Annotated in this window: 20 protein-coding genes; 14 read left to right on the top strand and 6 right to left on the bottom strand. The window is 72.3% G+C overall.

Translation table 11 applies throughout. The features are described from left to right. The first annotated feature begins 191 nt into the window (after positions 1–191). The 5 genes from NE235_RS13150 (at position 192) to NE235_RS13130 (ending at position 3,998) form a co-directional block, all read left to right on the top strand. Positions 192–1,094, top strand: a complete 903-nt coding sequence (locus tag NE235_RS13150) for a methyltransferase domain-containing protein (protein WP_252802349.1) — start codon at positions 192–194, stop codon at positions 1,092–1,094. A gap of 64 nt (positions 1,095–1,158) precedes the next feature. Next, complete coding sequence (locus NE235_RS13145) at positions 1,159–1,779, top strand: hypothetical protein (protein ID WP_252802347.1); 621 nt, start codon at positions 1,159–1,161, stop codon at positions 1,777–1,779. 109 nt (positions 1,780–1,888) lie between these two features. Continuing rightward, positions 1,889–2,491, top strand: coding sequence for a hypothetical protein (locus NE235_RS13140; RefSeq protein WP_252802345.1), 603 nt, complete (start codon positions 1,889–1,891; stop codon positions 2,489–2,491). Beyond that, positions 2,485–3,237, top strand: coding sequence for a hypothetical protein (locus tag NE235_RS13135; protein ID WP_252802344.1), 753 nt, complete (start codon positions 2,485–2,487; stop codon positions 3,235–3,237). The genes NE235_RS13140 and NE235_RS13135 overlap by 7 nt, the downstream gene beginning before the upstream one ends. Positions 3,238–3,263: 26 nt before the next feature. Next, positions 3,264–3,998 (top strand): hypothetical protein, encoded by a 735-nt coding sequence (locus tag NE235_RS13130; RefSeq protein WP_252802342.1) that lies wholly within the window; start codon positions 3,264–3,266, stop codon positions 3,996–3,998. An 89-nt stretch (positions 3,999–4,087) separates the two neighbouring features. Here NE235_RS13130 and rraA read toward each other — a convergent pair whose 3' ends face one another. Both rraA and NE235_RS13120 read right to left on the bottom strand, forming a co-directional pair. Then, the gene (gene rraA / locus NE235_RS13125; protein WP_252802340.1) at positions 4,088–4,567 is read right to left on the bottom strand and encodes a ribonuclease E activity regulator RraA; all 480 of its coding nucleotides are present in this window, start codon (positions 4,565–4,567) and stop codon (positions 4,088–4,090) included. A 25-nt stretch (positions 4,568–4,592) separates the two neighbouring features. Then, on the bottom strand, positions 4,593–5,048 hold the full coding sequence (locus tag NE235_RS13120) for an Lrp/AsnC family transcriptional regulator (RefSeq protein ID WP_252802338.1): 456 nt from the start codon (positions 5,046–5,048) through the stop codon (positions 4,593–4,595). A 127-nt stretch (positions 5,049–5,175) separates the two neighbouring features. Here NE235_RS13120 and ddaH point away from each other — a divergent pair, with 127 nt between their 5' ends. The 4 genes from ddaH to NE235_RS13100 all read left to right on the top strand — a co-directional run bounded on the left by ddaH (position 5,176) and on the right by NE235_RS13100 (position 9,624). Beyond that, positions 5,176–6,021 carry a dimethylargininase gene (gene ddaH, locus NE235_RS13115; RefSeq protein ID WP_252802336.1) on the top strand — a complete coding sequence of 282 codons (846 nt, stop codon included), beginning with the start codon at positions 5,176–5,178 and terminating at the stop codon, positions 6,019–6,021. Between the two features lie 49 nt (positions 6,022–6,070). Further along, on the top strand, positions 6,071–7,264 hold the full coding sequence (gene rocD / locus NE235_RS13110) for an ornithine--oxo-acid transaminase (protein ID WP_252802334.1): 1,194 nt from the start codon (positions 6,071–6,073) through the stop codon (positions 7,262–7,264). Between the two features lie 153 nt (positions 7,265–7,417). After that, positions 7,418–8,014 (top strand): PadR family transcriptional regulator, encoded by a 597-nt coding sequence (locus tag NE235_RS13105; protein ID WP_252802333.1) that lies wholly within the window; start codon positions 7,418–7,420, stop codon positions 8,012–8,014. Beyond that, the gene (locus tag NE235_RS13100) at positions 8,011–9,624 is read left to right on the top strand and encodes an MFS transporter (RefSeq protein WP_252802331.1); all 1,614 of its coding nucleotides are present in this window, start codon (positions 8,011–8,013) and stop codon (positions 9,622–9,624) included. The genes NE235_RS13105 and NE235_RS13100 overlap by 4 nt, the downstream gene beginning before the upstream one ends. 159 nt (positions 9,625–9,783) lie before the next feature. Here NE235_RS13100 and NE235_RS13095 read toward each other — a convergent pair whose 3' ends face one another. Further along, positions 9,784–10,662 carry a sigma-70 family RNA polymerase sigma factor gene (locus NE235_RS13095; protein ID WP_252802329.1) on the bottom strand — a complete coding sequence of 293 codons (879 nt, stop codon included), beginning with the start codon at positions 10,660–10,662 and terminating at the stop codon, positions 9,784–9,786. Positions 10,663–10,731: 69 nt separating this feature from the next. Here NE235_RS13095 and NE235_RS13090 point away from each other — a divergent pair, with 69 nt between their 5' ends. After that, on the top strand, positions 10,732–11,508 hold the full coding sequence (locus NE235_RS13090) for an SDR family oxidoreductase (RefSeq protein WP_252802327.1): 777 nt from the start codon (positions 10,732–10,734) through the stop codon (positions 11,506–11,508). Between the two features lie 28 nt (positions 11,509–11,536). Here the strand turns inward: NE235_RS13090 and NE235_RS13085 are convergent, their stop codons facing one another. From NE235_RS13085 to NE235_RS13075, 3 genes are read right to left on the bottom strand one after another with little or no spacing between them, the layout of a single operon-like run. Continuing rightward, a complete protein-coding gene (locus tag NE235_RS13085) occupies positions 11,537–11,980 on the bottom strand; it encodes a DUF6113 family protein (protein WP_252802325.1) in 444 nt (147 codons plus the stop codon). A gap of 6 nt (positions 11,981–11,986) precedes the next feature. Further along, a complete protein-coding gene (gene mshB, locus NE235_RS13080) occupies positions 11,987–12,835 on the bottom strand; it encodes an N-acetyl-1-D-myo-inositol-2-amino-2-deoxy-alpha-D-glucopyranoside deacetylase (protein WP_252802324.1) in 849 nt (282 codons plus the stop codon). An 11-nt stretch (positions 12,836–12,846) separates the two neighbouring features. After that, positions 12,847–14,316 (bottom strand): serine/threonine-protein kinase, encoded by a 1,470-nt coding sequence (locus tag NE235_RS13075; RefSeq protein ID WP_252802322.1) that lies wholly within the window; start codon positions 14,314–14,316, stop codon positions 12,847–12,849. Positions 14,317–14,413: 97 nt separating this feature from the next. Between NE235_RS13075 and NE235_RS13070 the strand changes: the two genes are divergently transcribed. The 4 genes from NE235_RS13070 to NE235_RS13055 all read left to right on the top strand — a co-directional run bounded on the left by NE235_RS13070 (position 14,414) and on the right by NE235_RS13055 (position 19,812). Beyond that, positions 14,414–16,510, top strand: a complete 2,097-nt coding sequence (locus NE235_RS13070) for a S9 family peptidase (protein WP_252802320.1) — start codon at positions 14,414–14,416, stop codon at positions 16,508–16,510. A gap of 73 nt (positions 16,511–16,583) precedes the next feature. After that, a complete protein-coding gene (locus NE235_RS13065) occupies positions 16,584–17,783 on the top strand; it encodes a PP2C family protein-serine/threonine phosphatase (protein WP_252802318.1) in 1,200 nt (399 codons plus the stop codon). Then, positions 17,780–19,372: a sensor histidine kinase gene (locus tag NE235_RS13060; protein ID WP_252802317.1), complete on the top strand. Its 1,593-nt coding sequence runs from the start codon at positions 17,780–17,782 to the stop codon at positions 19,370–19,372. Before NE235_RS13065 ends, NE235_RS13060 begins: the two co-directional genes overlap by 4 nt. Continuing rightward, positions 19,369–19,812 (top strand): response regulator, encoded by a 444-nt coding sequence (locus NE235_RS13055; protein ID WP_252802315.1) that lies wholly within the window; start codon positions 19,369–19,371, stop codon positions 19,810–19,812. The genes NE235_RS13060 and NE235_RS13055 overlap by 4 nt, the downstream gene beginning before the upstream one ends. Positions 19,813–19,821: the final 9 nt, after the last annotated feature.

Raw genomic sequence — 19,821 nt, 5'->3', positions numbered from 1 at the left:
GCCTCCGGGATTCGGTCTCCCGGGAAGCCTCGCGCGGCACGCTCCACCGCCGTAAGGCCCGCCTCCCGTTCTGTGGATAACCGCCCCGCGGGCCGACACCGTCTCTGACGGATCGTGACGCGTATCACCCGTGACGATCCAGGATGCGAGACGTTGGGGCAGTTGGCGGCTATGTCCTATATGTTGCGCACATGCAATGGGCCGTGGCGACGTACGACACCGCGTTCGGGTACGTCTCCGCGCACGGGGCGCCGCTGCTCGACCTGCTCGACCCTCAACCCGACGAGCGCGTCATCGACCTGGGCTGCGGAACGGGCGTGATGACCGCCGAGATCGCCGCGCGCGGCGCGGAGGTCATCGGGCTCGACGAGTCCCTCGAAATGGTGAACGCGGCGCGCTCGGAGCACCCGCACCTGTCGTTCGCCGTCGGCGACGCGCACGACTTCACGATCAGCGAGCCCTACGACGCCGTCTTCTCCAACTCGGCGTTGCACTGGATGGCCCGTGACCCCTCCGCGGTCATCTCGCGCGTGCACGCCGCGCTGCGTCCGGGCGGCCGCTTCGTGGCGGAGATGGGCGGCGCGGGCAACTGCGCAGAGCTGATCGCCGCCGTGCAGACGGCCTGGCGCGTCTTCGGCCTGCCCGAACCCGAACTGCCCTGGTACTTCCCCACCCCCGCCGAGTACGCGACCCGGCTGGAGGAGGGCGGCTTCGTCGTACGGCTCATGGAGTACTTCGACCGGCCGACGCGTCTCGCCGAGTGCCCCGACGGCGCCGCCGACTGGGTCCGGCTGTTCGCGCCGGAGCTGATCGCCGAGGTCCCCCCGGAGCTCGCCGGTCCGCTCCTCGACCGGGTGAACCAACTGGCCGCGCCCGCCCTCCGCCGTGAGTCCGGATGGATGGCCGACTACGTACGGCTCAGGTTCGCCGCCGTACGCAGGCCCGGCGGCGACGAACTCGTCCAGCCGCAGGCCCCGCAGGCTCCCGCGGCGCCGCACAGCGCGCCCGGGTCGCACCCCTCCCAGGCTCCGCAGCCGCCGTCGGCGTCCCAGGCTCCCCCGGCTCCGCACCCGCAGTCGGCGCCGCAGGCCTGAGTGTTCCGGACGCGGGCCCGTTCCGCGCGGTGGGTACGTCCGGCTTGTGGGTAGGGTCGTCCGCATGTTGCGCCTGTACGATCCCGGAACAGGGCGTCTCACGGAGATCGTCCCGGCTCGCCCCGGGGTCGTCCGGGTCGCCAGTACCGACGACCTGCGCGCCCAGGTGGTCGGCGACCTGATCCGCCGGCTCGCCTCGCGTCACCGGCTGCGCGCGCTGGGGATCTGGAACACCGTGCCGGGAGCGTCGGACCTGGGCGTGCGCCCGGCCGAGTTGACCTCCGGTCCCGCCGACGTGCACGTGGGCCCGACGGTCGGCCGCTGGGTCCCGGTGCCCTGGGACGGCCTCGATCCGCTCGCCGCGCGCCTGGCACTGCTGGAGACCCACTACCGGGCGGACCTGCCCCACACGCGTACGGACCTGGCCGCGGCGGACTCCTCGCTCACCGCGCTGCGCCGCCGCGTCGCCGGCTGGGCCGAGTCGCCGGGACGGCCTCCCGAGCGCGCGTACGTCGAGGAGGCCGTCGCGTACCTGGACGCCGACCTGGACACGCCCGCGGCGCTGTCCTGCCTGTCCCGGCTGGCGGAGGACGACTCCGTCCCGCCCGGCGCCAAGTTCGAGACGGCGGTCGAGCTGGACATGATTCTGGGCCTCGACCTGGTCCGGCTGGTCGGTCGTCTCTAAACCGGGATAAGGCCGCGACCGATCGGCCCTTTCTTGGGAACCTCTTTTCTTGCCTCTACCGTCTCAGTAAGCTCATGAGGTAATTTGCCCCGATGCCCGGGAATTGACGATGCGATTCCGCATGTGCGTCGGTCCGCTGGTCCTGGCGGGCCTGCTCACGGCCTGTGGCGGCCGTGACGCCGGCGGCTTCCATCCCAGCGGGCGGGCACAAGGGGACGATTCCCCCATGGCGTCGTCATCCTCATCCCCCGGCACGGCACCGCGATCGGACGCCTCGGCGGGCGCCGCGAGCGATCCGACGGGCGGCGGCGGCCCGCTTCCCCGCACTCCGCGGTCGGCCCTCGCCGCCTACCGCGAGTACCAGCGGATGTACGAGCAGGCGTACGAGAGCAATGACGCCGGCCGCCTCGACTCGGTGGCCATGGACCCGCTCCTGTCGATCATCGAGAGAGACATCGGGAAGATCAAGCGGCAGGGCGTGTTCTGGCGATTTCACAATGTCCTGAATCCGCGCGTTCAGGGCAGTTCCAAAGACGCTTCGACCGTCGTGATCCTCGACTGCGTGCGAACCCTCGGCTCGTACCGCTTCTCCGCCAGGACGGGGAGACGGCTCGCCGCCTGGCGCGACGGCAGCCACCTCTACCAGGCGGTCATGCGCTACACCGACGGCACCTACAAGATCTCCGATGCGACGGAGGGCAGGAAATGCTGACCAGACGATCCTCCATCGCCGTCCTGCTGGCCCTCCTTCCCGCCACCGCCGCCGGACTGGCGTCCGGCACGGCGGCCTCCGCCGCTCCGCTGTGCCTGCCGAACGCCTGCGCGCACACCCACATCACCCTCCCCGGCGGGGGCGGCGACTCCGGGGACGGGGGCGGCGGAGGCGACGGCGGCGGTGACGGCGGCGGTCCGGGCCTGGGCTGCCCGACCGTGAACGACCAGGTGGTCTGCCAGCCCGGCGGCGGCGCGCCCGCGCCCGCCCCGCACGTCCCCACCATCGACGTCGCCTACGACGCGCGGGACAACCTGGAGCTCCCCGTGCCGCGGATCGGCACGGCGCCGAGCGGGCGGTCGTACGTCCGGATCAAGACCGGCCTGTGGGTGGACGACGTGGCGAACAAGACGGCGGAGGCCGCGGTGCCGGGCCAGCACGTGGTCGTCACCGCGTCCCAGCCGGTCGTGACCTGGAACACCGGCGACGGGCGGACCATGACGTGCGACGCGGCGACGGCGGGCACGCCCGGCGACACGGACTGCGCCCACGTGTACGACAGGTCCTCGGCGAGCCGGCCGGGCGGCAAGTACACGATCACCGCAACCATCGCCTACAACGTCACCTGGGCCTGTGACGGCCCCGAGTGCGACACGGCCGGCGGCGTGTTCGGGCAGATGACCGGCCCACCCGGCGACCTCCTCCTCGCCGTCGGCGAGGTGCAGACCGAGTCCCGGCCCGGCTGATCCCGCGCCACGAAGAGGAGCGATCGGTGTACCGGACCCGCGCGTTGGTCCCGGCTCTGGTGGCCGTCGGCGTCGTCCTCGCCGGGTGCGGCGGTGGTGACGGCCACAAGACCGCCGGATCCGCGTCACCCACCGCGCGAAGGACGTCGGCGAGCCCGGCGCCGCCGCCGAGTTACGCGCCGGGCCGCGTCAAGACCGCCCTCCTGTCGGCCGGGGACATCGACCCGCACGTCGCGTCGGTGCCGCCGAGCACCCCGGCGCTGCAACGGCGCGCCGTCCCGTCGTGCTCCCTGTCGGCGATCAAGCCGTCGGGCCGGCCCGACGTGGTCGTACGCCAGTTCCGCGCGAGCAGGTACTCCGGCGCCAACTTCGGCCAGATCTCGCTGACCTATCCCGACGCGGCCGCCGCGTCCGCCATGTTCGCGACGATCCAGGCGAAGGTCAGGGCGTGCCCCGGCCGGAAGCACGTCCCGCAGAAGACCCTCCCCGGTGGAGCAATCGCCCTCACCCACGACGACACCTGGCAGACCTCGGATGAGACGACACCGGGGTGGGCGCACGTCCGCGGGACCGAGAAGACGACCATCTCCCCGTCGAGCAGCGTGATCAACGTCTTCTATCGCATCTACGACTACGTCAGCCGCGGCAACGTCGTCCTCGTCTCGATGTACTGGGAGCGCGTGGCACCGAAGGCGTCCGCCGACAAGGTCTCCCGGAAGGCCACGGCCCTGCTGACGAAGCAGCTCGCGCGGCTGCCCTGACCTGGCCGCCGCCGGCCTCGGGAGGGCGTCCGGCCAGGCGGTGGGGTCCTCGGGAGGGAACCCACCGGGCGGCGGCCGTCAGGCGCGGGTCATGCCAGGCGGCGGTCCGCGACGACGATGCCGTCCTCGTCGGCGTACACCCACGATCCCGGCCGGAACCCGGCGCCGCCGAACGCCACCGGCACGTCCACCTCGCCGACGCCCTCCTTCGCGCTCTTACGCGGATTCGAGCCCAGCGCCCGAATGCCCAGGTCGAGGTCGCGCAGCGCCGCGACGTCGCGGACGGCGCCGTTGATCACGACCCCGGTCCAGCCGTTCGCGACCGCCGATCCGGCGATCAGGTCGCCCATGAGCGCGGTGCGCAGCGAGCCGCCGCCGTCGACGACGAGCACGCGGCCCTCTCCCGGCGTGGCGAGCACCTTCTTGACCAGCGCGTTGTCCTCGTGGCAGCGGACGGTCGCCACCGGCCCCGCGAACCGCGCGCGTGCTCCGTACGAGCGGAACTGCGTCTCACAGCTCGCCAGCTCGTAGCCGTACTCATCGAACAGATCAGCCGTCGTGACGTTCACCTACCGAATGGTAACCAGAGGCGGATCAGGCGTCAGGGCCCCCGGTCGGACGGCCGAGCAACCGGGACAGGACGATGGAGGTCTTGGTCTGCACGATGTTCGGTTCGCCCCGCAGGCGTTCCAGGGCCTGTTCGAGGGCCTGGATGTCGTGGGCGCGCAGGTGGACCAGCGCGTTCGCCTCGCCGGTGATCGTGTAGGCCGCCACCACCTCGGGATGCCGGCGGATGCTGGCGGAGATCTCGTCCGGGGACGTACGGCCGGCGCAGAACAGCTCCACGAACGCCTCCGTCGTCCAGCCGAGTGCCGAAGGGTCGACGACCGCGGCATACCCAGTGATCACACCGTCGTGCCGGAGCCGGTCGACCCGGCGCTTGACCGCGGGCGCCGAAAGCCCGACCTCGTCGCCGATCTGCGCGAACGACGCGCGGGCGTTCTCCAGCAGGCACGCAACGATCCGCCGGTCGATGTCATCAAGACGCAATGATGGGACCCTCCGAAGCGCATCTCCGTTATTGGTGTTGCGGACACACCGACCTTACGCTGCGGGTGGTGCCTCACCAACCCACTGGGCGCGACCTCGGGCCCGCATTGCCAGGAGTACGACATCGATGACGATGCAGACCCTTGCCCGCGATGGCGCGGGCATCTCAGCGGGGCAGCCGGCACGGACCTACCTGATGTGCCCGCCGACCTACTTCGATGTCCACTACGCGATCAACGCGTGGATGGACCCGACCGCCCCGGTCGACCGTGACCGGGCCCGCCACGAGTGGGAACGCCTCCGGGCGACCTACGTCTCACTCGGGCACACCGTGCACGTGCTGCCGCCCGTCCCGGGCCTGCCGGACATGGTCTTCGCCGCGAACGGCGCGACCGTCGTCGGCGGCATGGTGCTGGGCGCGAAGTTCCGCCACCCCGAGCGCACGGCCGAGGCCGACGCGCACCGGATGTGGTTCGAGGAGCACGGCTACCGGCGCGTCCGCACGGCCGAGCACGTCAACGAGGGCGAGGGCGACTACGCCTTCGCCTACCGCGCGATCGTCGCGGGCCACGGCTTCCGTACGGACCCGGCCGCGCACAACGAACTGCACGACGCGTTCGGGCTGCCGGTCGTCAGCGTGCGGCTGGTCGACCCGCGCTTCTACCACCTCGACACCGCGCTGTGCGTGATCGACCCGTTCACGGCGGCGTACTATCCGGGCGCCTTCGACGAGGACGGCCTGATCAAGCTGAAGACGCTGTTCCCCGAGCTGATCGAGGCGACCGAGGAGGACGCCCTGGCGTTCGGGCTCAACGCGGTCAGCGACGGCCGGCACGTGATCGTTCCGGATGACGCCGTGACACTGATCGCACGGCTCACCGAGCGTGGCTACCACGTCCTCCCGATCGAGATGACGGAGCTGCGCAAGGCGGGGGGCGGCCCGAAGTGCTGCACCCTCGAACTCCGCCCGTAGCAGGGACAATAGGACTCGGGAGACCCCGCGGGTCCGAGAAGGAGCACCGTTGAACACGCAGGAGCTGCGGGCGCTGTCGGAGGAGCACAGCGCGCACAACTACCATCCGCTGCCGATCGTGATCGCCGAGGCCGAGGGCGCCTGGGTCACGGACGTCGAGGGCAAGCGGTACCTCGACATGCTGTCGGCGTACTCCGCGGTCAACTTCGGGCACCGCCACCCGCGCCTGGTCGAGGCCGCGCGGCGGCAGCTCGAACGCGTCACGCTGGTCAGCCGGGCGTTCGACCACGACCAGTTCGGGCCGTTCGCCGCCGAGCTGGCCGAGCTGGCCGGCAAGGAGATGGTCCTGCCGATGAACAGCGGCGCGGAGGCCGTCGAGACCGCGCTGAAGACCGCCCGCAAGTGGGGGTACGAGGTCAAGGGCGTCCCCGCGGACCAGGCGAACATCGTCACGTTCGAGGGCAACTTCCACGGCCGTACGACGACGATCGTCAGCTTCTCCACCGACCCGGACGCCCGTAACTCCTACGGCCCGTTCACGCCCGGCTTCCGCACCGTGCCGTACGGCGACGCCGAGGCACTGCGCGCCGCCGTCGACGAGAACACGGTCGGCGTGCTGATCGAGCCGATCCAGGGCGAGGCCGGCGTCAACGTCCCGCCGAGCGGCTTCCTGACGGCGGTGCGCGAGATCTGCACCGCCCGCGGCGCCCTGATGATCGCCGACGAGATCCAGTCGGGCCTGGGGCGTACCGGCACGACGTTCGCGGTCGAGCACGAGAACGTCGTCCCGGACGTCTACATCCTCGGCAAGGCGCTCGGCGGCGGCATCCTGCCGGTCTCCGCCGTCGTCGCCGACCACGACGTCCTCGGGGTGTTCAAGCCCGGTCAGCACGGCTCGACGTTCGGCGGTAACCCCCTGGCCTGCGCGGTGGGCCGCGAGGTCATCGCGATGCTGCGGACCGGGGAGTTCCAGGAGCGGTCGCGGACGCTGGGGGCGCACCTGCACGCCCGGCTCGGCGCGCTGCCGCCGGAGAAGGTCCGCGAGGTGCGGGGCCGCGGCCTGTGGGCCGGCGTGGAGCTGAACGGCAAGGCGCGCCCGGTCAGCGAGCGGCTGATGGAGCGCGGGGTGCTGGCGAAGGAGACCCACGAGACGACGCTGCGGCTCGCGCCGCCGCTGGTCGTGAGCCAGCAGGACCTGGACTGGGCGCTCGACCAGTTGGAGGCCGTGCTCACCGAGATGTGAGCGCCGTCTTTCACCGTCTGCGGAGGTCCGGGGCCCTGAGGGCCCCGGGCCTCCGCACATATCACCAGTTATCTACGTAAATACGTTTGCAGACGCTCGGACCAGAACCTTATAGTCCAAGTGGATTATTCGGTACGGACGAGAAAGACGGCCATGTCACGACCGCTCACGCCTCTCGGGCTGGCGGTGCTGAGACTGCTCCACGAGGAGCCCATGCACCCGTACGAGATGCAGCAGCGCATCCGGGACCACGCCATCGACCGGGTGGTCAAGGTGGCGCACGGATCGCTGTACCACACGGTCGAGCGGCTCGCCGGCCAAGGACTGATCGAGCCCGTGGAGACGACCCGGGAGGGACGGCGCCCCGAGCGCACGGTCTACGCGATCACCGAACAAGGACGCGACGAGGCGAATTCCCGGCTCCGCGAGTTCGTGCGCCATCCCGCGCGGGAGTACCCGGTGTTCGCCATGGCGGTCTCCCTCCTGACGATGCTGCCACCGGACGACGCCGCCCTCCTGCTCGACCGCCGCGCGGTCGCCCTGGAGGCCGACCTGGCCGCCCACGGCACCGTCGTGGACGGCCTGATCAAGCAGGGGCTGCACCGGATCCAGCTCATCGAGGTCGAGTACTGCAACGCCCAGCTGCGCTCCGAGCTCGAGTTCGTACGGGCCATCAGCGAGGACATCAAGAGCGGCCGGCTGACCTGGCGGCCTCCCGGCCGCCCCGACGGGGAGAACGAGAACGCATGAAAAAGTGGCACGGCAACCCCTGGGCGATCCTGTTGACGCTCAGTCTCGGGTTCTTCATGACACTGCTGGACCTGACGATCGTGAACATCGCGATGCCCAGCATGATCGACAAACTGCACGCATCACTGGACGAGGTCCTCTGGGTGGTCAACGCCTACGTCCTCGTCCTCGCGGTCCTGCTGATCACCGCCGGCCGCCTGGGCGACCTGCGCGGCCAGCGGAACCTGTTCATCGCGGGGGTGGCCGTCTTCACCCTTGCCAGCCTGGCCTGCGGAATCTCCCAGAACCCCGCCGAGCTGATCGCCGCCCGCGCGGTGCAGGGCCTGGGTTCCGCCCTGCTGATGCCGCAGACGATGGCGATCATCATCGCCACCTTCCCGGCCGAACGCCGGGGCGCCGCACTCGGCATCTGGGGCGCCGTGGCGGGCGTCGCGACGATCGCCGGGCCCACGCTCGGCGGCCTCCTGGTCACCGCCCTCGACTGGCGATGGATCTTCTTCGTCAACCTGCCCATCGGCGTGCTCGTCCTCGTGCTGGCGTTCGCCGTCATCCCCGGCGTCCGGATCGAGCGCACCCACCGTCTGGACCTCGTCGGCGTGCTGATCGCCACGGTCGCGCTGTTCTGCCTCGTCTTCGCCCTGACCGAGGGCCAGCGGTACCACTGGAACGGCGTGATCTGGGCGCTGTTCGCGGCGGCGGCCGTCATCTTCGCCGTCTTCCTCATCCAGCAGCGCGGCCAGCAGAGCCGCGACCCGCTGGTGCCCTTCGTCCTGTTCAAGGACCGCAACTTCACGGTCCTGAACTTCGTCGGCGCGGTCCTGTCCATCGGGATGATCGGCGTGTTCCTGCCGCTCACCATCTACCTGCAGTCCGTGCTGGGCTTCAGCGCCCTCAAGGCGGGCCTGGTCATGGCCCCGTCCTCCGTCATCTCGATGTTCCTCGCGCCGGTCGCCGGCCGGATGGCCGACCGGATCGGCGGCAAGTACATCCTCATGGCCGGGCTCACGCTGTACGCGGTCGGCATGGGCTGGATCGTGCTCATCGCCGGCGTCGACTCGAGCTGGCCGACCTTCCTGCCCGGACTGATCATCTCCGGCATCGGCATCGGCGGCGTCTTCGCGCCGATGGCCACCGAGGCGATGCGCGGCGTCGACCCCCGCATGGCCGGCGCGGCCTCAGGCGTCAACAACACGACCCGCCAGGTCGGCTCGGTCGTGGGCAGCGCAGCCGTGGGCGCCATCCTGCAGAACCAGCTCGCCTCCAACCTGCGGGACGAGGCGCAGAAGCGCGCCGGCGCGCTCCCGGCCGAGGCACGCGGCTCGTTCGTCCAAGGGTTCAAGGACGCCGCCAAGGGCGGCCTCGAGGTGGGCGCCGGCCAGACCGGGGCGGCCCAGCACCTGCCGAAGGGCCTCCCCCAGCAGGTCGTCGAGCAGATCACCCGTACGGCCGCGAGCGTGTTCGGTCACGGCTTCGTCGACGCCATGAAGCCGACGATGCTCCTGCCGATCGCCCTCGTCTTCGTCGGAGCGGCCTCCTGCTTCGCGGTGCGGGGCTACCGGCGCGCCGCGGCGGACCGGTCGCCGGAGAGCGTCGAGGCGACCACCGGCTGACATCCTCGACGGTTCCGGATGAACGGAGCGCGCACGTCCTCCGGGCGTGCGCGCTCGCTCGTTCCCTCCGGCGTGCGCGTCGCCGGTCGTCCGGCGTGCGCGTCGCCCGGTCGTCCGGCGTGCGCGTCGCCCGGTCGTCCGGCGTGCCGCGCCGAGCCGTCAGGCCAGGGCGATGTCGACGGCCCGGAGGCGGTCCGGATCCGCCACGATGTCGATGCCGCTGATCGCGCTGCCGGTGAAGGCGAACCGGATGACCAGCGAGAGCCGGCCGAGCGGGGCCATGATGAGGGCCGGGTCCCCGTCGACCAGGGCCGGCGCGGTGAAGCGGGCGCGAAGATCCGCGGCAAGGGCGCTTCTCGCCACGGCCAGGGCGCCCTGCAGGGTGAGGGGCCGGGTGGCGCCGGTGACCGCCGCGTCGGCGCGTAGCTCGACCTCGGGATCCAGCAGGGTCAGCAGCGCCTCGAAGTCCCCGGTCCGCGTCGCCGCCAGGTACGCCTCGACCGCGTGACGCCGGCGAACCGGATCCACGGACTGCGCGGCGGTGCCCCGGACCTTGGCACGGGCCCGGCCGGCCAGCTGCCGGACGGCGGCCGGACTGCGCTCCATCATGCGCGCGATGTCGTCGAAGGCCACCTGGAACATGTCGTGCAGGACGAACGCGACCCGCTCCGCCGGGCTCAGCCGGTCCAGCACGACCAGCATCGCCAGCCCGACCGAGTCGGCCAGCTCGGCCTCCTCGTGCGGAACCCGATCCTGGTCGGCCGCGCCGAGCCAGTCGGAGGTGAAGGTCTCCAGCGACTCCTCGCGTCGGGTCTGCCGTGCCCGGAGGAGGTTGAGACAGACGCGGCCGACCACGGTCGTCAGCCAGGCTGCCAGGTCGTTCACCTGCGACAGGTCGGCCCGGTCGAACCGCAGCCAGGCCTCCTGGACCGCGTCGTCGGCCTCTGCGGCGGAGCCGAGCATCCGGTAGGCCAGTGCACGCAGCCGGGGCCGCTCCGCCTCGAACCTGTCGAGCGCCGAAAAATCCTGGATCACCATGTCACATTCCTCAGCCCGGCCGGGTCATAGCCGTGTCACACCGCGAATCTACAAGAGGGAGATCAGCGAATGTCCTCCACGATTCTGGTCACCGGCGGCACCGGGCTCCTCGGCTCGCAGGTGGTCCCGCTCCTCCACCAGGCCGGGCACCGGGTCCGGGTACTGAGCCGGCACGACCGCGCGCCGGGCGACGGAGTGGAGTACGTGGCCGCCGACCTGATGAGCGACGACGACGGTGAACGACTCGACAAGGCGCTCACGGGAGTACGGACGGTGCTGCACCTCGCCGGAGGTCCCAAGGGCGACGACGTCGCCACCCGCAACCTGGTCGAGGCGGCCCGGCGCGCGGGCACGGTGGAACACCTGGTGTTCATCTCGGTCATCGCCGCGGACGCCGTGCCCCTCGGTTACTTCACCCGCAAGGCCGAGTCGGAGCGGATCGTGGCCGCCTCCGGCATCCCGTACACGATCCTGCGCGCCGCGCAGTTCCACGACCTGGCGCTGAAGACCGTACGCGCCATGGCCAAGGCGCCGGTCCTGCCGGCCCCCGGCGGGATCCGCTGGCAGCCGGTCGACTCCCGCACGGTGGCGGCCCGGCTGGCCGAGCTGACCCTGGGCGACCCGGCGGGCCGCGTCCCCGATCTCGCCGGACCTCGCGTCTACACTCTGGAGGAGCTCCAGCGGGGTTACCTCGCCGCCGTGGGCAAGCGCCGGATGCGGCTCCCGATCCGCGTACCGGGCAAGGTCGGCAAGATCTACCGGTCGGGGGCCAACCTCAACCTCGACGCGTCCACCGGCGGCGAGACCTGGGAGCGATTCCTCGCCGCCGAGACCAAGGGCTCCTGACGGCCCGGCCGGACCACGGCCTCGGAACTCAGTCGCGCGGCTCGGGCAGGGAGCCCGTGCCGCGCAGGATCCACGGCCGGGGCGATCGGGTGACCGCGACCGCGACGACGGCGGCGATCGAGCCGCCGAAGATGAAGACGTACCCCGCGGTCGTGCCGGTGACGACGAGGTCGCCCTCCGGGCGCCGGGTCGACAGCAGCACGACGACGATCAGCCACGGCACGGCCAGCGCGGCGACGCCGAGCTTGCTCTCCATCGCCCACCCGGCGAGCCGGAACGCGGCGAACTCGGCGACGGACAGGAGGACGGCGGCCACCGGGACGCTCCCGGCCGTCCAGGAGAACTGGAACGACGTGACCACGCCGAGGAACAGCCCGAGCACGACCAGCACGCCGTACGCCGCGCCCGTCACCAGGCCCGGCGCGGCCGGCGGCGGCTCCTGCGGGGCGTGCGGGCCCGTCCATTGCTCCACAGCGGCTCAGGCTACCGCGTACCCGAGACCGGTCTCGCGGCCGTCCGCGCCGGCCGGACCCGGCTCCCCGGCGAGCAGCGTGAAGTACTCGACGCCCGGAAGCGGCTGGCCGACGTCGTTGGACAGCGCGAAGTACGGCGGCTCGACGGTGATCTGCGTACGGTGCGCCCGCATCGCGGCGATCTTGGCCGGCAGGTGCTCGCGGGCGTCGACGCGCGTGGTCACCTGCTCGTCCGGGACACCGAAGCCGAAGTCCGCGACCGACGCGACCCGCTGGAACGGCCCCCGGCCCACCGACTCCTCGAGCACCGACAGGGGAACGGCCGTGGCGTAGAACCGCGACGGCCGCCACGGCTCGCCCGTGCCGAACGACGGGTCCGCCGCCCGCTCGAACGCCCGCCACGCCACCCGGTGCGCCTGGATGTGGTCCGGGTGGCCGTAGAAGCCGTCCGCGTCGTAGGTCACGAGGACCTGCGGGCGGACCTCCCGCACGACGGCGACGAGCTCCGCGGCGGCCTCGTCGACGTCCGCACGCCAGAAGGCCCGCGGGTGGTCGTTGGACGGGACGCCCATCATCCCGGAGTCGCGCCAGCGCCCCGGGCCACCGAGGAACCGGTGGTCCGTCACCCCGAGCGCGGCGCACGCCTTCGCCAGCTCGCCGACGCGGAACTCCCCCAGCGCGTCCCCGCTCAGGTGACGCAGCTCCTCGGGGATGACCTCGCCCTCCTCACCGCGGGTGCAGGTGACCAGGCAGACGTGGGCGCCCTCGGCGGCGTACTTGGCCATCGTCGCCCCGGTCTCGATGGACTCGTCGTCGGGGTGGGCGTGGACGAACAGGATGCGCAGGTCGGCCATGGCCCGCAACGTTAACCGGCGGGCTGGCTCGCCTTGTCACCGCCCGGCTGCTTGCCGCCGCCACCCTGCTCGCCGTCACCGCCCGTCGGGCCGCCCGTCGGCTGCTTCGGGCCGCCGGTCGGCTGGTCGGCGGTGGGCTGCGTGCTGGTCGGCCGGTCGCTGGAGGGCTCCGCCGACGCCGTCCGGCTGGGCACCGTCCGGTGGGTCGTCGGCGGCCGGCTGAAGGTCGGCTCGGAGTGCGAGGCGGTCGGCCCCGGCTGCTGCGGCTCCCCGCTGTCCTGAGGCTGCTCACTGGAGACCTGGGCGCTCGGCGCCGGGCCGGGCGCCGGCTTGTGCCCGTGGTGCCCGACCGCCCAGACGACCGCGGCGGCGAGCCCCACGGCCAGGACGAGACCGGCCACCGCCGCCAGGAGCAGTCGCGGCGACGTACCGCGACCTGCGGCACCGCCCGGATGCGTCGCCGTGGCGTAGTACTGCGGCGCCGTCGAGCCTCCGGCGCCCGCGCCCGCCGCGGCCATCGCCCCCAGGCCGCCCGCCGCGATCGTGGGCGCGGCCGGGGTGACCGGCGCGGTCGGCGGGACCCCGGTGTTCCTGGTCTCGGCGAACGCCGCGCCCTGGTCCAGGATCGCGGTCCGCGGGCCCGCGCCGGCCGCCGGAGCGGCCGGCGTGACGCCCTCCTCGCCGAGCAGCCGCATCAGCAGCTGCTGGGCGGTGGGCCGGGCCGCCGGGTCCTTGGCGAGGCAGTCGGCGACGATGGCACGCAACGGATCCTGCACGCCGCCGAGGTCCGGCGGCTCACTGAGGATGCGGTTGATCACCGCCATCACGGTGTCCTGCCCGAACGGCGCGATGCCGGTCGCGGCGTACACCATCGTCGAGCCCCAGGCGAAGATGTCGGCCGCCGGCGTGATCTCCTTGCCGGTGAGCTGCTCGGGCGCCATGTAGGCGGGGGTTCCGATGGCGGAGTTGGTCATCGTCGCGGCCGCGTCCAGGGCCTTGGCGATGCCGAAGTCGATGACCCGCGGCCCGTCGGGGCCGATCAGGACGTTCTGCGGCTTGAAATCGCGGTGGACGATGCCCGCCTGGTGGATGGCGACGAGCGCGGTGACGGTGCCGATGGCCAGCCGCTCCAGCTCCGCGCCCGACCGCGGCGACTCGCTCGTCACCAGCTGCTGCAGCGACGGGCCCGGGACGTACTCGCTGACGATGTACGGCCGGTCGCCGTCCACGTCGGCCTCCAGGACCTGCGCCGTGCAGAACCGGGCCACCCGCTTGACCGCGGACAGCTCGCGCAGGAACCGGCCCCGCGCGGTGTCGTCCTGGGCGAGGTCCCCGCGCAGGAGCTTGATGGCCACCGGGTCCCCCGCGGCGGAGCGGCCGAGGTAGACCGTGCCCTGGCCGCCCTCCCCGAGGCGGCCCGTCACTTCGTAAGACCCCAACCGGTCCGGATCACCGGGCTGCAGGGGACGGGCGTCGGGCATCAACACTCCTGGGGGAACGGCTCATGGACGGCAATAGTCTTCCGCATGACCGGCGGGCTTGCACGGAGCATTGACGGCCTCCTGGCAGGATCGGACCATGACGACGAGCTTCCCCCGGCAGAGCGCGCGTACACGGCGGTTCACCCTCGGAGCGCCGCGCGGTTTCCAGGTCTCCCCCGACGGTTCACGCGTCGTGTTCCTGCGCACGCGGGGCGGCACCGACCCGGTCACCTGCCTGTGGGCGCTCGACGTACCCGGCGACGGCGGTGAGGCGAAGGAGCGCCTGGTCGTCGACCCGCGCGCCCTCGACCTGCCCGGCGAGGAGGACCTGCCCGCCGAGGAGCGGGCCCGCCGGGAGCGCGCCCGTGAACAGGCGGGCGGGGTCGTCACCTACGCCACCGACGAGGACCTGACGCTCGCCGCGTTCGGGCTGTCCGGGCGGCTCTTCGTCACCGATCTCGGCGCGTCCGTCCGCCCCCTCGACGCCGCCGTCCCGGCCTTCGACCCGCGGCCGAATCCGGCCGGTACGCACGTCGCGTACGTCTCCGGCCGCGCCCTGCGCGTCATCGAGGTGGCGACCGGCGCGGACCGTGCGCTGGCCGAACCGGAGGGCGAGCAGGTCTCGTACGGCCTCGCCGAGTTCATCGCGGCCGAGGAGATGGGACGCATGCGCGGGTACTGGTGGGCGCCCGACGGCACGGCCCTCCTCGCCGCCCGCGTCGACGAGTCCCCGGTCCGCCGCTGGCACATCGCCGACCCCGCGAACCCGGAAACGCCGCCCCGCGAGGTCGCCTACCCGGCCGCGGGCACCCCCAACGCCGACGTCTCCCTCGTCGTCCTCGGGCTGGACGGCACGCGGCAGGCGGTCGAGTGGGACCGCGAGGCGTTCCCGTACCTCGTCACCGCGCGCTGGGACTCCCGCGGCGTCCTGATCGTCGTCCAGACCCGCGACCAGAAGGCGATCCGGATCCTGGAGGCCGACCCGTCGACCGGCCGGACCACGCTCGTCCGCGAGGACACCGACCCCGTCTGGCTGGACATCGTCCCCGGCGTGCCCGCCCGTACCCCGGCGGGTGACCTCGTCTGGGTCGCCGAGGACGGCCACGACGCACGCGGGCTCATCGTCGGCGGCGAGCGCGTCACGCCGGACGGCCTGCACGTGCGCTCCGTCCTCGACGTGGACGGCGACACCGTCCTGTTCACCGCCTCCGAGGAGCCCACCGAGATCCACGTCTGGGCGTACGGCCCCGGCGGCCTCGCCCGGCTGACCGACGGCGCGGGCGTCTTCGGCGGCCGCCGGCGCGGCGGCACGACCGTCCTCGCCGGCAGCCGCCTCGACCGGTTCGGCACCGAGACGACCGTGCTGCGCGACGGCGCCCCGGCCGGGCGGATCGTCTCCCACGCCGAGCAGCCGGCCCTGGACGTCGGCGTGACGCTCATCCGCGCCGGCGAGCGCGAACTCCGGACGGCGGTGCTGCTGCCGACCGGGTACACCGGGGACGAGCCGCTGCCGGTCCTCATGGACCCCTACGGCGGGCCCCACGCCCAGCGGGTCCTGGCCGCGCGCCGCGCCTTCGCCGAGCCGCAGTGGCTCGCCGACCAGGGCTTCGCGGTCGTCGTCGCCGACGGGCGCGGCAGCCCCGGCCGGGGACGCGAGTGGGAGCACGCGATCCACCGCGACCTCGCCGGGCCGGTCCTGGAGGACCAGATCGCCGCCCTGCGCGGGGCGGCCGAGCGGTTCCCCCTCGACCTGTCGCGGGTCGGCATCCGTGGCTGGTCGTTCGGCGGGTACCTCGCCGCGCTCGCGGTGCTGCGCCGCCCGGACGTCTTCCACGCCGCCATCGCGGGCGCCCCGGTCACCGACTGGACCCTGTACGACACGCACTACACGGAGCGTTACCTCGGCGACCCCGGCGCGGACCCGGAGCCGTACGAGCGGTCGAGCCTCTTCGACGCGGTGTCCGGCGGTGACGTGCCCGCGGACGTGACCCGGCCCCTCCTGCTCATCCACGGGCTGGCCGACGATAATGTCGTCGCCGCGCATACGCTGCGTCTATCCTCGGCATTGCTGGCCGCCGGCCGGCCGCACGCCGTCCTGCCGCTCTCGGGGGTGACCCACATGACGCCGCAGGAGGTCGTCGCCGAGAACCTCCTGCTCCTCCAGATCAGGTTCCTTAAGGAAGCGCTCGCGTGACCGTTGCCCCCGCGCCCAGTAAAGGGCACCATTCTTCAGACGGTGCGACCGGCACCCCGACCCCCGACGAGACGTGAGCGAGATAATCGAGCACTCGACCTCGGTCGTTCCCGGCGACGGCAAGCTGGAGATCCTCCTCATCGAGGACGACCCGGGCGACGCCTTTCTGTTCGAGGAGCTCCTCGACGAGGAGCTGCCCGACGCCCACATCCTCCAGGCGCGCACGCTCCGGGAGGCGCGTGAGCGCCTGCACCCCGGCGTCCACTGCGTCGTGGCCGACCTGTCACTGCCCGACGCCGAGGGCCTCGACCTGCTGCGCCAGGTGCTCGACATGGCACCGCGCTCGGCCGTCCTGGTCCTGACCGGCCGCAGCGACGCCGCCGTGGGCGTCGCCGCCGTCGCCTCGGGCGCCGAGGACTACCTGATCAAGCATGAGGTCGACGGGCCGCTGCTGGCCCGCGCCATCCGCTACGCCCTGGAGCGCAAGCGCGCCGAGGACTCCGAGCGCGAGCTCATGGAGGCACAGATCCGGAGCGAGGAGAACGCCCGGATCGAGCTCGGCCTGCTGCCGGTCCCGCTCATCAACGACCCGGACCTGCACCACCACACCCGCTACCGCCCGGGCCGGGAGCGCGCCCTCCTCGGCGGCGACTTCTACGACACCGTGCAGACCTCCGACGGGTCGGTCCACCTGGTCATCGGCGACGTCTGCGGGCATGGCCCGGACGAGGCGTCGCTCGGCGTCCGGCTGCGGATGGCCTGGCGCACCCTCGTCCTGGCCGGCCACACCGGGACGGACCTGCTGGGCACGCTGGACACCGTCCTGTGCCACGAACGCTGGTCCGAGGAGATCTTCACGACGCTCGCGATGATCACGGTCGCGCCGGACCGGCGGAGCGCGCGGTTCCACATGGCCGGTCATCCGGCGCCGCTGCTGTTCGGCGACGCGTCGGCCGAGGCCCTGCCCGACGACGCGTACGGCCCGGCGCTCGGCCTGTTCCCCGGGTCCGAGTGGCCCGCGGCGGAGCTCGAGCTGAGCGGCCACTGGTCGTTCATGCTCTACACCGACGGGCTGATCGAGGGCCGCATCGGCGGCGGGGCGGACCGGCTCGGCACCGAGGGGCTCGTCGAGCTCGCGGCCGGCGCCCGCGGCCGCGGCCTCACCGGCGACCTGCTCATCGATCATCTCGTCGCCGAGGTGGAGTCGCTCAACGGCGAGGCGCTCACCGACGACCTCGCCGTCGTCATGCTCTCCGGAAAGGCATCCCGGTGACCGCTCCCTCGACACGCCGCCCGCGCGAGGCGCCGGCGCTCCATGTCGACTCGGAGGGCGTGCCGAGGCTGGGCGTCGGCCACTGGTACAGCCTCGGTCTCGTCCTCCTGATGCTCGTCGTCGTCGCCGTCGGCACCGCCGTCGGGCTCGTGGTCCGGGACGGCAGCGCGGCGCGCACCGCGCTGCTCCGGCACGTCGACCCCGCCGTGCTGGAGTCCGGCCGGCTCAGCACCTCCGTCTCCGCGGAGGTCGGCGCGGTCCGGTCCTACAGCCTGACCGGGGACAAGACGGCGCCCGCCGCGTACCGCACGGCCGCGCGCGAGACGACGGCCTCCATCGCCGAGCTCACCCGGCTGCTGCGGGACACCCCCCACGCCGGTCCCGCCCGGGCCGCCGTCGCGGAGGTCGGCTCCCGTGCCGCCGCCTGGCGGCACGACTACGCCGACCCGGTGACCACCGGGTCCGGCAAGCCCTCCGCGACCTTCGGCGAGCAGCGGTTCACCACGGTGCGGGAGGCGGTGGCGACTGCCCGCGCCCGCCTCGCCGAGCTGCAGCGCCGGTCCGCGGACCGGTTGGACCGCGAGGTCGACCTGCTCTACGAGACGCTGGTCGGCGGGGCGATCGTGCTGGTCGCCGGCGCGTTCGGCCTCACGCTCCTGATCAGGCGTACCGTGCTGCGCCCGGTCGCCGCGCTCACCGGCCAGGTCCGCCGGGTCTCCCAGGGCGACCTGACGCACCCTCTGCAGGTCTCCGGGCCGGCCGAGCTCGCCGAGCTGGCGGCGCACGTCGACGCGATGCGCAACCACATCCTGGAGGAGTGGCGGGAGGCGGCCGACGCCCGCGCCAAGCTGGACGAGCAGACCAGGGAGCTGCGCCGGTCCAACGCCGAGTTGGAGCAGTTCGCCTACGTGGCCAGCCACGACCTTCAGGAGCCGCTGCGCAAGGTGGCGAGCTTCTGCCAGATGCTCGAACGCCGCTACTCCGACGTCCTGGACGACCGCGGCCGGCAGTACATCGACTTCGCGGTCGACGGCGCCAAGCGGATGCAGTCGCTCATCAACGACCTGCTGAACTTCTCCCGCGTCGGCCGGGTGAACCGCGACATGACGGTCGTCAACTGCGAGACCGTCCTCGCCGCCGCCCTGGACAACCTGGGCCTGGCCCGGTCCGAGTCGGACGCCGGAATCACCTGGGAACCGCTGCCGAAGGTCATGGGCGACGCGACGCTGCTCACCCAGCTCCTCCAGAACCTCATCGGCAACGCGATCAAGTTCCGCAGCGAGGAGCCGCCGCGGGTACGGATCTCGGCCGAGCGCAGCGGCGACTTCTGGGAGTTCGCCTGCAGCGACAACGGCATCGGCATCGACGCCGCGTACGCTGAGCGGATCTTCCTCATCTTCCAGCGCCTGCACCCGAAGGACGAGTACGCCGGAACCGGAATCGGTCTGGCGCTCTGCAAGAAAATCGTCGAATACCATGGCGGCCGGATCTGGCTGGACACGGCACCGGAGCAGAAGGGCACGACGATCCGGTGGACGCTGCCCGCCATCGAGGACACCGACGACAGCACGGAGGCCGCTGAGGCATGACCGACCTGACCGTACGTCCCATCGAAGTCCTGCTCGTCGAGGACGATCCCGGCGACGTCGTGCTGACCAAAGAGGCGTTCGAGGACAACAAGGTCAGCAACAAGCTGTCGGTCGTCAGCGACGGCGAGGAGGCCATGCGGTTCCTGCGGTGCGAGGGCGACTACGCCGACGCACCGCGCCCGGACCTCGTCCTCCTCGACCTGAACCTCCCCCGCATGGACGGCCGGCAGGTCCTGGAGGAGATCAAAGCCGACGAGACGCTGCGCACGATCCCGGTCGTCGTCCTCACCACCTCCGAGGCCGAGGAGGACATCCTCCGCAGCTACCGGCTGCACGCCAACGCCTACGTCACCAAGCCGGTCGACTTCGACCAGTTCATCAAGGTCGTCCGCCAGATCGACGACTTCTTCGTCAGCGTCGTCAAGCTCCCGCGCGCCTGACGCCATGCC

Origin of the sequence: Actinoallomurus spadix (assembly GCF_024055725.1) — a bacterium.
GTDB classification, from domain to species: domain Bacteria; phylum Actinomycetota; class Actinomycetes; order Streptosporangiales; family Streptosporangiaceae; genus Actinoallomurus; species Actinoallomurus spadix.
This window is presented reverse-complemented; position numbering and strand designations above follow the sequence as displayed.

Bases quoted from the DNA above. Each gene is read 5' to 3' on its own strand.
- NE235_RS13150 (WP_252802349.1), top strand. From the start codon at position 192: ATGCAATGGGCCGTGGCGACGTACGACACCGCGTTCGGGTACGTCTCC.
- NE235_RS13145 (WP_252802347.1), top strand. From the start codon at position 1,159: ATGTTGCGCCTGTACGATCCCGGAACAGGGCGTCTCACGGAGATCGTC.
- NE235_RS13140 (WP_252802345.1), top strand. From the start codon at position 1,889: ATGCGATTCCGCATGTGCGTCGGTCCGCTGGTCCTGGCGGGCCTGCTC.
- NE235_RS13135 (WP_252802344.1), top strand. From the start codon at position 2,485: ATGCTGACCAGACGATCCTCCATCGCCGTCCTGCTGGCCCTCCTTCCC.
- ddaH (WP_252802336.1), top strand. From the start codon at position 5,176: ATGACGATGCAGACCCTTGCCCGCGATGGCGCGGGCATCTCAGCGGGG.
- NE235_RS13105 (WP_252802333.1), top strand. From the start codon at position 7,418: ATGTCACGACCGCTCACGCCTCTCGGGCTGGCGGTGCTGAGACTGCTC.
- NE235_RS13100 (WP_252802331.1), top strand. From the start codon at position 8,011: ATGAAAAAGTGGCACGGCAACCCCTGGGCGATCCTGTTGACGCTCAGT.
- NE235_RS13095 (WP_252802329.1), bottom strand. From the start codon at position 10,662: ATGGTGATCCAGGATTTTTCGGCGCTCGACAGGTTCGAGGCGGAGCGG.
- NE235_RS13090 (WP_252802327.1), top strand. From the start codon at position 10,732: ATGTCCTCCACGATTCTGGTCACCGGCGGCACCGGGCTCCTCGGCTCG.
- mshB (WP_252802324.1), bottom strand. From the start codon at position 12,835: ATGGCCGACCTGCGCATCCTGTTCGTCCACGCCCACCCCGACGACGAG.
- NE235_RS13075 (WP_252802322.1), bottom strand. From the start codon at position 14,316: ATGCCCGACGCCCGTCCCCTGCAGCCCGGTGATCCGGACCGGTTGGGG.
- NE235_RS13070 (WP_252802320.1), top strand. From the start codon at position 14,414: ATGACGACGAGCTTCCCCCGGCAGAGCGCGCGTACACGGCGGTTCACC.
- NE235_RS13055 (WP_252802315.1), top strand. From the start codon at position 19,369: ATGACCGACCTGACCGTACGTCCCATCGAAGTCCTGCTCGTCGAGGAC.